At 38.1% G+C, this 12,215-nt stretch carries 9 protein-coding genes and 2 pseudogenes; 5 read left to right on the top strand and 6 right to left on the bottom strand.

Features of this window, described 5'->3' with window-relative positions:
- Positions 1-180: 180 nt before the first annotated feature.
- Positions 181-336, bottom strand: a pseudogene (locus NLX67_RS17390) (RrF2 family transcriptional regulator); the annotation flags it as partial.
- 172 nt (positions 337-508) lie between these two features.
- Here NLX67_RS17390 and hmpA point away from each other — a divergent pair.
- Together hmpA and NLX67_RS17380 are read left to right on the top strand one after the other, a co-directional pair.
- Positions 509-1,726 carry an NO-inducible flavohemoprotein gene (hmpA, locus tag NLX67_RS17385; protein WP_254312749.1) on the top strand — a complete coding sequence of 406 codons (1,218 nt, stop codon included), beginning with the start codon at positions 509-511 and terminating at the stop codon, positions 1,724-1,726.
- Positions 1,727-2,430: 704 nt separating this feature from the next.
- Positions 2,431-3,042 carry a sugar O-acetyltransferase gene (locus NLX67_RS17380; RefSeq protein WP_254312748.1) on the top strand — a complete coding sequence of 204 codons (612 nt, stop codon included), beginning with the start codon at positions 2,431-2,433 and terminating at the stop codon, positions 3,040-3,042.
- A gap of 600 nt (positions 3,043-3,642) precedes the next feature.
- Here NLX67_RS17380 and NLX67_RS17375 read toward each other — a convergent pair.
- From NLX67_RS17375 to NLX67_RS17360, 4 genes are all read right to left on the bottom strand, one after another.
- Positions 3,643-4,350: an SDR family oxidoreductase gene (locus tag NLX67_RS17375; RefSeq protein ID WP_254312747.1), complete on the bottom strand. Its 708-nt coding sequence runs from the start codon at positions 4,348-4,350 to the stop codon at positions 3,643-3,645.
- A gap of 61 nt (positions 4,351-4,411) precedes the next feature.
- Entirely contained in the window at positions 4,412-5,581 is a 1,170-nt protein-coding gene (locus NLX67_RS17370; RefSeq protein WP_254312746.1) for an MFS transporter, read from the bottom strand.
- A 102-nt stretch (positions 5,582-5,683) separates the two neighbouring features.
- Positions 5,684-6,529 carry an SDR family NAD(P)-dependent oxidoreductase gene (locus NLX67_RS17365; protein ID WP_254312745.1) on the bottom strand — a complete coding sequence of 282 codons (846 nt, stop codon included), beginning with the start codon at positions 6,527-6,529 and terminating at the stop codon, positions 5,684-5,686.
- Positions 6,530-6,882: 353 nt separating this feature from the next.
- Positions 6,883-7,626, bottom strand: a complete 744-nt coding sequence (locus tag NLX67_RS17360) for an SDR family oxidoreductase (protein WP_254312744.1) — start codon at positions 7,624-7,626, stop codon at positions 6,883-6,885.
- A gap of 156 nt (positions 7,627-7,782) precedes the next feature.
- On the opposite strand from NLX67_RS17360, the gene NLX67_RS17355 reads away from it, so the two are divergent.
- The gene (locus NLX67_RS17355) at positions 7,783-8,691 is read left to right on the top strand and encodes a LysR family transcriptional regulator (RefSeq protein WP_254312743.1); all 909 of its coding nucleotides are present in this window, start codon (positions 7,783-7,785) and stop codon (positions 8,689-8,691) included.
- Positions 8,692-9,191: 500 nt separating this feature from the next.
- Complete coding sequence (locus tag NLX67_RS17350) at positions 9,192-9,746, top strand: recombinase family protein (protein WP_254312742.1); 555 nt, start codon at positions 9,192-9,194, stop codon at positions 9,744-9,746.
- Between the two features lie 925 nt (positions 9,747-10,671).
- Here NLX67_RS17350 and NLX67_RS17345 read toward each other — a convergent pair.
- A complete protein-coding gene (locus NLX67_RS17345) occupies positions 10,672-11,643 on the bottom strand; it encodes a sporulation protein (protein ID WP_254312741.1) in 972 nt (323 codons plus the stop codon).
- A gap of 281 nt (positions 11,644-11,924) precedes the next feature.
- Here NLX67_RS17345 and NLX67_RS23455 point away from each other — a divergent pair.
- Positions 11,925-12,184, top strand: a pseudogene (locus NLX67_RS23455) (helix-turn-helix domain-containing protein); the annotation flags it as partial.
- Positions 12,185-12,215 lie beyond the last annotated feature (31 nt).

Here is a 12,215-nt window from a genome sequence, read left to right as displayed (position 1 = left end):
AGCCCTACAGAGTATGTTTGTTTTTTCGCCATTTAAAATCCCCCTTGAGTAAACAGTAGCGTTGCTTTTCTACACTGGCCACTTAAGGGGGAGCATATCAAACATTTATGTTGCATCCATTTGAACTTTCTATTCGATCAGGTTAATCTTTTTTAAATACCGATAAAACCAATAGCCAAACATTTTACCCGAATTATGGATAATTTTCATTAGATGATTTTTCGAAATACCATAAGCTTCTGCAATATCCTTAATATTTACTAGCTCATCTTGATCCTCGGCCGTAAGGTATATCAGCACTCTTAATGAGTAATCTGAATAACTGGTTAAACGCATATTCTTCTCCTTGTTAATCCTTTTTTATCCGCCATGTAAAATGTGACAGATTTCAAAAACTTTTATTAAGTGCATTTAAAGATGTATTTATAATATTGCTTTTGATCCAGATTAATTTTATTATAAAGATGTATTTTACATACTACTTAAACAAAAAAGAAGGTATTTAACAATGTTATCTCAAAAAACAATCGATATCATTAAATCCACCGTACCTGTATTAGAATTGCATGGTACTCAAATCACCACTGTATTCTATAAAAACTTATTTAACGATTATCCTGAATTGCTGAATATTTTTAATCATACAAACCAGAATCAGGGACGCCAGCAAACTGCTCTTGCCAATGCAGTCTTGGCAGCCGCTATGTATATTGATAAATTAGAAACAATTATCCCTGTCGTAAAACAAATTGCTCAAAAACACCGAAGTCTTGGTATAAAACCAGAACATTATCCGATTGTCGGGGAGCATCTTCTTAGAGCAATAAAAGAGGTTCTCGGCGATGCAGCAACAAAAGAGATCATTGGTGCATGGGCGGATGCTTATGGAGTCATCGCTCAAGTATTCATTGATATTGAAAAAGAACTATATGAAGAAGCATCTTCACAGGCTGGCGGCTGGAGCGATTTCAAGAAGTTCAAAGTAATCGATAAAGTAAAGGAAAGCGATGTGATCACCTCCTTTTATTTGGCTCTTGCTGACCAATCGTCAGTGCCTGCGTTTGAACCGGGGCAATATATTACTGTCCGCCTTCAGATCCCAGGAGAAACTTACTTATTGAACCGACAGTATAGCTTGTCTGCTGTACCAAACAAGGAATACTTCCGTATTTCGGTGAAACGAGAAGCGGAATCAGCTAAGCCAGCTGGCAAGGTTTCTAACTATCTTCACGACCATATCACTAAGGGAGATTTTGTTGAAATCACCGCCCCAGCAGGGGAATTCACCTTAAAAAGAGATGTTGCTACTCCCACAGTATTCATCAGCGGTGGTGTCGGCATCACGCCATTTATAAGCATGGTAGGCAGCATTGCAGAAAATGAACCAAGCCGCCAGGTTAACTTTATACACGCATCAAGAAGTGGAAGCCTGCAAGCCTTTAATCAGGAATTAACAGCCTTAAAAGAGCGTTTAACGAATTACAGCCTTTCATTTGTCTATGAAAATCCTTTGGATCAGGATAAACAGGACAACCACTTTAAAAAACAGGGCTTTATTGATGCAGACTTCTTAAAAGAAAATGCCATCGCCCAAGATGCAGATTACTACGTGTGCGGTCCGGTTCCATTTTTGAAGGCAATTCTGAAGGGATTGAAGCAGCTTGGTGTACAAGACCGCCATATCCACTATGAATTCTTCGGACCTTCAATAAATTTAGAAGTGTAAAATCGGTATAGAAAGTAAAAAAACTGTTTAGCCTTATGGGTTAAACAGTTTTTTTTTGAAATAAATTTAATGCAAAACTATTGCATTGTAAGTATAAGTAGCCAAAAAAATGCCCCAGCTTCTCAAACTCTGAGGCATTGCTAATACAACATAATAACATTTATGTTGCATTTGGAAGCGAATTTTATGGTTAACTTTTTCAACTAACGCTCCCGTTACTTTAAGTACAATTCTCTACAAACATGTCCTATTTTACAGTTCTTTATTACAGGAATGCTGCCGGTTACTTCATTAAGAAAAGCTGCCAGTACCTTGCTGTGTATTGAAGCGAACGTTAAAACCTATAACGGTTGCTACATCGTTAGGAAGTGTTTCCTGAAAACGAAAACCGCATATTCCATGATCCTCACATTTTTTTCTCTCACGAGTAAAAGACAATATTCTACCCTACAGACACACTAACTTACCATTGAAGTTAGTGTGTAATCGTTTTACTATTGTTATAACTACAAAAATACAAAGTTGAATAAGAGGTAATAATCTACTTTTAAAAGCAATTTTTTATCCTCTTTCAGGAAATAGATGGTCTCTGCTTCACTTTTCAGGAGGTAAGTTTATTGCAACATCTTAAAAGTAAAATATTGAAATAAAGTTAGACAAACAATGAGAATTGAATAAACTATTGAAAATAGGAGTGAGTATATATGTCAATTAGGGAAAAAATGAAAAGTGGAAAATTATATCGCTGCGATGATGAAGCTTTGGCGAAAGAACAGATGCAATGTCTAGAGGTATTATATGACTTTAACCGTACTAGACCTTCTGAAGTAGACAAGAGAAAAGAAATTTTGCATAAATTGTTTGCGGAGGTAGGTACCAACATTTATATCGAACCACCACTTCATGCAAACTGGGGACGACACACGCATGTAGGAAATGATGTCTACGCTAATTTCAACCTGACATTGGTAGATGACACCGATATTTATATAGGAAATAATGTATTAATTGGTCCTAATGTAACGATTGATGCAGGAACTCATCCGATTCATCCAGAATTGCGGAGAAAATCAGCACAGTATAACCTGCCAGTGGTAATTGAGGATAATGTTTGGATTGGTGCAGGTGCAATTATCTTACCAGGGGTTCGTATTGGGGAAAACACAGTAATCGGTGCTGGTAGTGTAGTTACAAAAGATATTCCATCCAATGTAGTAGCAATAGGAAGCCCTTGCAGGGTAATGCGGGAAATTAATGAGCATGATATGCAGTATTATTATAAAGACATGAAAATTGAAGAAGAAGATTTATTTTAAAATATTCCTTAATAATCTGGCTCAATAATTGAAGGTGTACATTATTAAAGTAACTACTTCCTCTTATATACAGGATCAAGTCATGGATCTGGACATTAAATTAAATTACGAATAACTAAAAAACGCCCCAGGTTTCTAAAGATCTAGGGCGTTTCCAATACAAGATAATTGCATTTATGTTGTATTAGGAAATTTTTATTTATTGTTATTAAACTAAACTGCCCTTTTAGTTGAGGAAGAAAAAAGACCGGCTGAAACAGCAGCTGGTTCTTAAACTCTTGCCCCCGTTAGCCCTCCATGCAACACAACCACTGCACCACAGATTATGTAAGGAAACTCGTTCTTACATGGGAGTTTAAGTACATAATTCCACAAACTCAACTCTCATTATTTTACACTTTTTACACAAAAAAACTAATCGGTAATTCCCGATTAGTTTTTCCTATTTTCGACATAAGCTCCAGGCTTTATCCTTATTGCTATAAGCTCCATTATAGACTTGAGTGAATTTTTTAGGTTAACAGAAATACCTTTGTACTCAAGGAATATAATACATTTCGAGTTCTTTCAGAAAGGAATTTCTCAACCGTCTACCAGTGTTTACCAGTGAATTGGTTTTCCATCTCTAAAGAACCCTCCGGAAGGTCCTTCAGGTCCAATCGTCGCTAACCAAAGGATAGACTCAGCTGCTTGCTTTGGTGTTCTTGGAGCCGATGGTCCCCCCATATCTGAGCTTACCCATCCTGGGTCGACCGCATTTATTTTGATATCACCATTGATATCTGCAGCTACCAATCGCGTCAATCCATTTAGAGAAAGTTTAGACAACTTATAAGCACCTACTCCTGGATATGACATTTCACTCATCGCCCCATATTCTGAAGAAATATTAATAATTCTCCCGTAACCTTGCTTTTCCATGAGGGGAATAAAGGAACGGATGACATGGTAAGCGCCAAAGAAATTAGTTGCCATCGTTTTTTCTAGAATGGACGGATCCATATTCAATAACTTTTTATTCTCATCCAAATACACGCCAGCATTATTAATCAATACGTCTAATCTTCCATACCGCTCTTTTACTGTAATTGCAGCTTGACGGATGCTTTCCTGATTATCTACATCCATCACCACAAACGAAACGTCCAGATTTGATTCCTTAAACTTTTGCGCAGATTCATGACCCATCTCTGGATCCCGACTTGCCAAAATGACCTTAAAACCTTTCAACGCCAATTGCTTGACCAGCTCATATCCAATTCCTCGATTCCCGCCGGTGACAAGTGCAACTTGTTTATCCTGTGACATTTAAATCCTCCATTTCTCGCCTTTGATTGAAAGCATTTAAAAATCCTAATATGGATGCACCTTATGTGGAGAGTTGTTTTCTAGAACTGTACATATAATTTCTTAGCAAAATAGTTAGCAAACCTAGTACCAATGATAGAATTCCCACTAACACAACGTATTGTGTACCCATTTCTGATATAAATAACCCGCCTACAGCTGCACCAAATGTTGTTCCTAAGTTAGCGGATGTTAGAAATAATCCATTAGCGAAATCAGGATTTTCGGGAGCTGCAGACATAATCCAATACTGAGTGATATTACCCCCTATACCAGCCATTATTCCCCAAATTAAAGTAATGATCGCCATAGATACGGTAAACTGTCCTGTGAAAAATAATATGATATAAACTCCCCCCAATACAAAAGGATAAGATATGACAGATTTGTTCGCATTTTTAGTTAGTAATTTCCCTGCCACAATATTTCCAATAATATTGGCTCCGCCGTAGATGAATAACATTAAACTAATAGAATTCGAAGACATATTCGTAACTGTTTTCAGATAATCAGCAAGATAACTATAAACTCCAAATACGGCAGAATTTAATAAAATGACAGTCACAATGGAAAGCCAAGTAATTGATTTTTTTAATACCGATAATTGAGCTCTGTAAGAAAGGCTTTCCTCAACCGGCATAGATGGTACAAATAGTAACGTAGCAATGAATGCTATAGCATTTACCACAGCAAAGAATACCATCGCCATTTGTAAAGAAGCTGCATTAGCAATAAAGCTTGAGACTGGTACACCGATTACCATACCGGCAGATACTCCAATGAATACTTTGGAAACAGCTTTTGGGGCTTCTTCTTTACTTACCGAGGCAGCAGCTACTGAAAATGCCAAAGAACAATAAATCGGATGAAAAAAGGCTGGAATTATACGAGCAATTAATAGAATAGTAAAGTTGGATGTAAATATGGAGATGGTGTTACCTAACACGAAAACACCTAGTACAAGTAACATGACCTTCTTCCGATTTATACCGGAAAATAACAACGGCATCGTTGGACCGGATACTGCAACAACAAGGGCAAAAAAGCTCACCAGCCATCCTGCTTTTGATATACTGATATGAAAGTGATCAGCAATAGAAGGCAATATGCCAATAACCCCCATTTCGGTATTTAAGATGCTGAAAACACCAATGGTTAATATAATAATCAACAAATTATTACGTTTAGTCAAAAAAACAACTCCTATCTTCAATAAAATGTCCCCAAAAAGAAATGGGGACATTTTTATTAAAGTTTCTTCCCTAAGAATTTAAAGTTAACTTCGTCTGAAAGCTTATGCATCCTCGTAAGAAAGGGATATCGAAAGGTCCCGATAGGCATTAATCTGGTTTTGGAGCTCTACAACTTTCTGCTCTGCACCAGCGATGGCATCTGCACCAGCGATCCAGCGTAACGGTGGTTCCTCCTGACTTGCGATGTTAATTAGAGCCTTTGCAAGCTTGACTGGATCGCCTTCCTGTTTTCCATTTTTTTCTTCCCAGAAAGCCTGGTATTGTGCATTACGCTCGGCATAGTCATTGATAGATGGCTCAGCAAGGAATGTTGATTCTGGCTCTAAAAATTTGGTGCGGAAGAAGCCTGGTTCTACAATGGTTGTTTTGATGCCGAATGGAGCGACATCATGATGTAACGACTCCATCCAACCCTCAAGACCGAACTTTGAAGCACAGTAAGCCGCATTGTATTCAAATCCAACTAATCCTGCAAGAGAAGAGATTGAAATAATATGTCCGGAACGAGCCTTACGCATCACAGGCAATACGGCACGGGTGACATTCATCGGACCATAGAGATTGGTATTGATTTGTTGTTCAATCTGCTGTGGGGTCAGTTCCTCAAAGAATCCGCCATAGAAGTTGCCTGCGTTGTTGACCAACACATCAATACCCCCAAATCGGTCTAAAGCCAATTTGACTGCAGCCTCAGCATCTGTTGGGTCAGTGACATCCAACTTCACAATTGACAGATTTTCATCATCGCCAAGAACTGTGGCTACCTTATCAGCATTACGACCAGTGGCGACGACCTGATAACCTGCCGTAAGAGCAACTTTTACGAACTCAACGCCCATCCCTCGCCCACCACCTGTGATAAACCAAACTTTCTTTTTGTTAGTCATATTTATTTCCTCCTAGATTGCTTCTAATTTTATTTTTTAGAAGACCTATTAATCCACTTGTTGTGTCGGACGGATGCTGCTTTCAAACCGAATCAGGTGTGCTAGTTGCATAAGCTACTGCATCGGCTACATCACTTAATTTTAAACCGATAGTGTTCTGCAGATTCTCCATCCATTTACGTCTTTCAGGATCATTAATGGTTGTATGAAGCTCAGTATCTACCGTCTCTGAAGAGATAAGCGTGTTGCGGTAAAAAATTGCCCCAACAAGCTATGGGTAAAAATTTTTCAATAGAAGATTTTATGGCAGCGATCTTAAAGAGCGAATAATATTTCATTAATGGCTTTTACCATTAGACAACTTGTTTGGTTGGTCGAATCAAAATTTCGCTTACCGCAACTGTTTCAGGTGTGCTAATCGCATAAGCTACTGCATCTGCGATATCGCTTGATTTCAAACATAAACCTTCTGTATTCCTAAGATTCTTTACCCATTCTTGATTTTCCAGATCATTAATTGTTGTATAAAGTTCTGTACTCACAGCACCTGGTGAAATTATAGTTGAACGAATATTATCTTCTCTTTCTTCTTGGCGCAATCCCTCCATAATCGCTCTAACTGCAAACTTGGTCCCGCAGTATACAGCAGATCCTGGATAAACAACATGTCCCGCTACGGAGTCGGTCGCAATAATATGACCAGATTGTTGTTTTTTCATAATCGGTAAAACCGCAGCAATTCCATTCAAAACACCCATGATATTGATGTCTAACATTTGTCGCCATTCATCAAATCGTGCTTCTGAAAGTGGTGCAAGTGGCATGATTCCAGCGTTATTAAAGAGCACATCTACACGGCCATACTTTTCGACTGCCAAATCTACCACTGATTGAACTTCCCCTTTATTCGTTACGTCTGCAACTACATATGGAATTTCTGCATTTGGCAATGATTCAACAAGAGATTTCAAGCGGTCTTCCCGACGAGCCGCAATGACTAATTTTGCTCCTTCTTGTGCAAGCTTCCTGGTTGTTGCTTCACCAATCCCACTAGATGCGCCCATAATAATAACAACTTTATCTTGAATAGTAGACATACTAGATAACATCCTTTCTTACTGCTTTTTTACGCTCTGTTATTTATTTTAGCTGTATCTTTTACATATGCAAAATACCTATTTCTCATATCATGATATGCTTTACGAGTATATCCAAAACGTATATACTAAAACATTATAAAGGAGGGTTGTTAGATGGAATTTAGAGTTTTGCGCTATTTTCTTACTGTTGCAAGAGAAGGAAGCATTACGGGTGCTGCTAATTTTTTGCATGTTACACAGCCAACCTTATCCAGACAATTAAAAGACCTTGAACAAGAGTTAGGGAAAAAACTATTTATTCGCAGTAGTCACAGTATTATTCTCACAGATGAAGGAATGCTCCTGCGAAAGAGAGCAGAAGAGATCGTTGGTATGGTCGATAAATTAGAGGCAGAATTTAGTTCCATGGGGGAAACAATAGGTGGTGATGTTTATATAGGTGGTGGGGAAACAGACGCTATGAGACAGATTGCACGGGTAGTAAAAGATTTACACTTAAGTTATCCAAATATCCGGTACCACCTCTATAGCGGAAACGAAGATGATGTGACTGATCGGCTTGACAAGGGATTGCTTGACTTTGGTATTTTAATACAACCAGCTGATTTATCAAAATACAATTGTATCAATATCTCTGCCAAAGATATTTGGGGGGTTATTATGAGGAAAGACAGTCCTCTTGCTTCCAAAGATACCATTCAAGCAGTGGATTTATTAAATGTTCCGCTAATCTGTTCACGACAGGCAATGAAACAAACATTTTCTAAAAATGAATTTGCGGACTGGTTTGGTGAAGATTTTGATAAAATAAACATCGTGACTACATACAATCTTGCCTATAATGCTGCCATTATGGTTGATGAGGGGATTGGTTATGCAGTAGTCCTTGATAAAATAGTGAATACGTCTAGTGATAGTAGCCTTTGTTTTAGACCACTAGAACCAAGGCTTGAATCTGGCTTAAATATTGTTTGGAAAAAGCATCAGGTTTTTTCCGCTGCTGCTGATATGTTTTTAAAAGAAATTCAGATGAAATTTTCAAATTCTTTATCAGATGTATAGGAAAAGCCCGTAAACGTATTATGAATTATTAATATAATAAATTTCTCGAAGAAGCCACCATAGAAGTTACTGGCATTCTTGACCAACACATCAATGCCTCCAAACCGGGTAAATGGCAACTTAACGGCAGAATAGGCTATTGTTAGGTAAAGGAAGAATATACCTAGTTTGAACTTTAGGTACATTCTTCTTATTCTATGTCAATATAGAATTAAGACTGTGAATACTTTCACTTAAATTAACCTGCCTCGTTACTTTAAGTATGCCTTTTCACAATCTCTTATCTACCTTAACATAAATATCCATTTTATTTTTATAAAAAGCTAACCACAAACGAGTGTTTTTGGCTGAATTTTCGCTGAAGCAAAATCAGACCGGTGTTCGGTCTTTTTTTGTGTCACTTTTTAACCAAAACTCATGTTTAAAATCTATTAGCCAAAACATTTTATTTTTATGAGTTTTAGTGTAAATTTAAAAGAAAAAGGATCGAGTGAGAATTAATGGCTAATATTGGATACGCGCGTGTGTCGACCAAAGATCAAAATCTGGACCTGCAGATCGATGCACTGGAAAAAGAAAACTGTGAGCGCATCTTTACAGAGAAGGCATCCAGTGTGAGAGACCGGAAAGTATTCAATGAATGCTGGAACTACCTCCGCAAGGGAGACACGCTTGTGGTCTGGAAACTGGACCGGCTTGGCCGGACTACAAAGAAACTACTGGAGCTGATCGAGGAACTAGAAAATCGGAGCATTAACTTAAAGATCCTCACATTAGGGGTCGATACCTCCACCCCGGCTGGCCGTCTTTTCTTTACGATCATGGCTGGCCTTGCGGAAATGGAGCGGGATTTGATTGTAGAGCGCACAAAAGCAGGACTTGAAGCTGCAAGGGCCAGAGGGCGGCTCGGCGGGCGCCCCCGTGTTGACCAGGGTCAGATTGACTTGGCAATCAAAATGTACAAAAGCAAAGACTATACATTCAAGGACATAAAGCGCGCTACGGGTATTGGTTCTTCTACTTTATACAGATATTTAAATGCTAAAGAGAATTAAAAGTGCCAATATGCTATAAAGCATATTGGCGCTTTTATTATTTTACATTATCTCGCTCAATATGAAAAAGAGGGCTTTTCTATTGGTAAAATCATTCCGCTAAAATGTGTTATAAAAAAATGTATCCAGAGGTATAGCTTATTGAACATAGAATAATGAACAGAGTTCTGTAACAGGAAAACTAATGAAAAAGCGTCCTTTTGAGAACCGGACGGCCGTGTTCAGAAAAGGACGAGTTTTTGTACACAATAGGTGATTTTTGATATATAAGATTTTGAGCAATCTTTTAAGGCATAAAAAACCATAGAATTTTGGCCAAAAGAGCTGTTCATAAAAAACACCTCAAAAACAATCTTTTTTGAGATGATCCAGACATTTTTATGATTCGTTTAATGGTACTCTTACGATAAAATGCGGATAAAATTAAAATTTCGCTATTGTATCAAAAATCTTTCAGCAGCATAAAATGCCGATTAGAAAGATAATAAGGCGATTGATGTGTTCCACAAAATAAAAAAGGAGAGGAAGAAAAATGATAATACGAACTAAAATATACTCTTGGCTCAGTTATACAGCCTTCATTTTAGTCATATTATTAGCTGCTTTGGCGGCAATATACGCTCTTGTTCCAGTACCCTTCGATCTGATATTTGTCCTTTATATAGGTATCCCCATAGTCATTGTCTTGAGTTTGATAGCTTTGTTTAAAAAATATGAGAAGAAGCTCCTTGCTATATTCAGCCTCATTTTAGCTCTTGTTATGCTTGGTCTTTTCACAATTCTCCTGACGACGGATTATCTTCTAATGCTATACTACCCTATCATGACAACTTCGCTTTAACACCTGCTCCCCTTTAAGGAGCACAGAGTTACATTCATTTTATTTTTATACAATTTGACCATCTGTTTGCATACAATCCATTCTTTAATCTTCGCCATCATCAAAGAAGTCACCAAATTCTTCTATTTCATTTTCATTATCCATGTCAAACAGATCCTCTTCCATACCAAGCATATCAGCAGCGCCTTCAGTCATTCCATCTAAATCAAGGCCATCCATGATTTCACTCAGAAGCATACCACCTAATACACCAGCTGCCAATCCACCCACCATGCCGCCTATACCATGCGGCTTACCGCCTCTATATTGAGATTGATAGGAAAACGGCTGCCTAAATAATTCTGGGTTTTCTACAACTTCGGAAATCCTTTCATTGAAGAAACCGGCAAGCTTTTCTTTATCCACCAGCCACTCATTCTCTATAAGAAATTCAGTTTTTGCTTCTATTTCTTGATACCCATAACGGCAATCGACTTCCATCCATACACGTATTCCTGAGTCCTCATTCGCAAATCGCAGCTCTAGTTCGTTTATCTGTCCTGTAAAAGCTTTTGTAGGGAAAAATTCAAATTCTTGGCCAAAAGCATCGATTTTTCCTGAAGTTGCTTTTTCCCGGAAACCTGAATGCTCAAGGGCATTAAAAACATTTTGCAATCGTTCCGGGGCGGTAAGTATAAGATAATCTAGATCTGTGCGGTCTACCCCAGCATCTATATCCAATTGTGTATCAAAAAAATAAGAAACTGTCCCTCTGGTTAGTGGAAGGTCAGTTGGAATTGTATAATTAAAAGGGAAATGTCTGACCTGCTTAGCTTCTATGCTAAATGGCCCGCTAATTGGCACTAAAGCTACCTGGCGTGAAGCAGTTTCACCTTGTTTGGTATTTACTCCCATCATGAATCGCACTGACAAATTATTAATTTGTTGAGTTACCTCTCCTCCATGTATCAATAACTCACCCTCTAAAGTTTCACCAGCTTTGTAAGGTCGATTTTCAAATCGTAAATCAACTACCGCCGCTCCTTTACCTAACTTCGCTAAAATTTTTTTAAACAACCTAAACACACTCCTTAATGAATTAAAATAGGAAGACTTATCCTTTCATGAATGCTTAATTCTTCTTTCATGATCGTTTATATAGTTATCCTTGAGTCACTCTAATTTAAGTACGATTGAACCACTAAAATGTTTCATTAATGTTTTTGCAAAAAACATTAATGATATTCTTTTATTAAGACGGATTGTAATATTAAGTGCAACACCTAGAAAATAAAAAACGCCCGTGGCAGCTTCGTGTAAAATGTAAGTTCCTACACAAACATTCACGGAGGGCTGTCATGAGCTGCCAACATCTTAGCACATTTGAGCGCACACGCATAAAAACATTAAAGGAATCCGGCTGTTCCCTCCGGGACATTGTTAGAAGAATTGACCGGTCGGTTTCCTGCCGTCTCACGCGAACTGACACGGAACAGTTCCCCTAACGGGCTGTATAAGCCTGAGGCTGCACAGCACCGGTATGAACAAGCCGCGCAAAAACTGCGGCTGCCGTGGAAAGTGGTCTTCCACCTTAGCTGAAATCATTGAAGAGAATCTACTTTAAAAACATTATCGATCTTTTTCTGTAT

Origin of the sequence: Domibacillus sp. A3M-37 (assembly GCF_024213455.1) — a bacterium.
Taxonomy (GTDB): Bacteria; Bacillota; Bacilli; order Bacillales; family Domibacillaceae; genus Domibacillus; species Domibacillus tundrae.
This window is presented reverse-complemented; position numbering and strand designations above follow the sequence as displayed.

What these genes read in the sequence shown, in the direction of transcription:
- hmpA (WP_254312749.1), top strand. Translation starts at nt 509, where the DNA reads ATGTTATCTCAAAAAACAATCGATATCATTAAATCCACCGTACCTGTA.
- NLX67_RS17380 (WP_254312748.1), top strand. Translation starts at nt 2,431, where the DNA reads ATGTCAATTAGGGAAAAAATGAAAAGTGGAAAATTATATCGCTGCGAT.
- NLX67_RS17375 (WP_254312747.1), bottom strand. Translation starts at nt 4,350, where the DNA reads ATGTCACAGGATAAACAAGTTGCACTTGTCACCGGCGGGAATCGAGGA.
- NLX67_RS17365 (WP_254312745.1), bottom strand. Translation starts at nt 6,529, where the DNA reads ATGACTAACAAAAAGAAAGTTTGGTTTATCACAGGTGGTGGGCGAGGG.
- NLX67_RS17360 (WP_254312744.1), bottom strand. Translation starts at nt 7,626, where the DNA reads ATGTCTACTATTCAAGATAAAGTTGTTATTATTATGGGCGCATCTAGT.
- NLX67_RS17355 (WP_254312743.1), top strand. Translation starts at nt 7,783, where the DNA reads ATGGAATTTAGAGTTTTGCGCTATTTTCTTACTGTTGCAAGAGAAGGA.
- NLX67_RS17350 (WP_254312742.1), top strand. Translation starts at nt 9,192, where the DNA reads ATGGCTAATATTGGATACGCGCGTGTGTCGACCAAAGATCAAAATCTG.